General features: G+C 58.4%; 1 protein-coding gene. It reads right to left on the reverse strand.

Annotated elements, in window-relative coordinates; genetic code table 11:
• Positions 1–681, reverse strand: a 681-nt coding sequence (locus NZU74_20370; GenBank protein MCS6883684.1) for a hypothetical protein, incomplete at its 3' end; no start/stop codon positions are given.
• Positions 682–764: the final 83 nt, after the last annotated feature.

The raw sequence follows: 764 nt of genomic DNA on the forward strand, positions 1-764 counted from the left end.
GACGAGGACAATGCTGGAGGCGAGGGCGTTGGTCCCGATGCCAATCGAGCGCGCGCCGCGCTCGGTGCGCATCGGCCAGGTGCCGCTGATGGAAAAGCCCGCGCGGATCACCGCGTCGAGGAAGGTCTCCCAGCCGGTGGAGGAGTGAGTGGAGAGGAGTGAGGAGTGAGAGGATGCGGCCGGTTTGCCGTCACCCGCCTCGCTCGCCTCTCTCTCCTCTCCCCTCGCTTCTTGCTGCTTGAACGCGTAATAGATCGTGACCGGAAACGCCGGATGCGCCTGATCGGCGATGCGCGCGAGCGCCCGCGTCATGCCGTCGAGGAAGAACGCTTCGGCTTTCTCTTTGCTGCCGTGGCGGTAGGGCGTGGCAACCAGCTCCTCGGCCTTGGGCACGGCGAGGGTGGCGAAGAGGTCGGGAAAGACGTCTTTCAACGAACGGCGCAACCAGACGTAGAAGAAGTCCGAGAGGTCGGCGTAGCCGATGTTATCAAAGTAAGGAGGATCGGTTGAAACTAATGCTGGCTTCGGCATGAATAATAGGGAAGCATCGGCTTGCCACGCTTGGCACCTAATATTTGTTGGAAGATTTAGGATCAGGTTCGCTATTCCATCTATGGCCATCCCTTCGAAGTTGCCCACCGATGAACTAAATGGATTAATCTCCGTAAAGTCCCACATCATTGGGATTGCTTGTCGTGCAAAGGTGTTTCTGGATGCTTCGGCAGAAACACGCCAGCTTACGATGCTTGAACATGCATCTGCCG

It is taken from the genome of Chloroflexaceae bacterium (assembly GCA_025057155.1).
GTDB lineage: Bacteria > Chloroflexota > Chloroflexia > Chloroflexales > Chloroflexaceae > JACAEO01.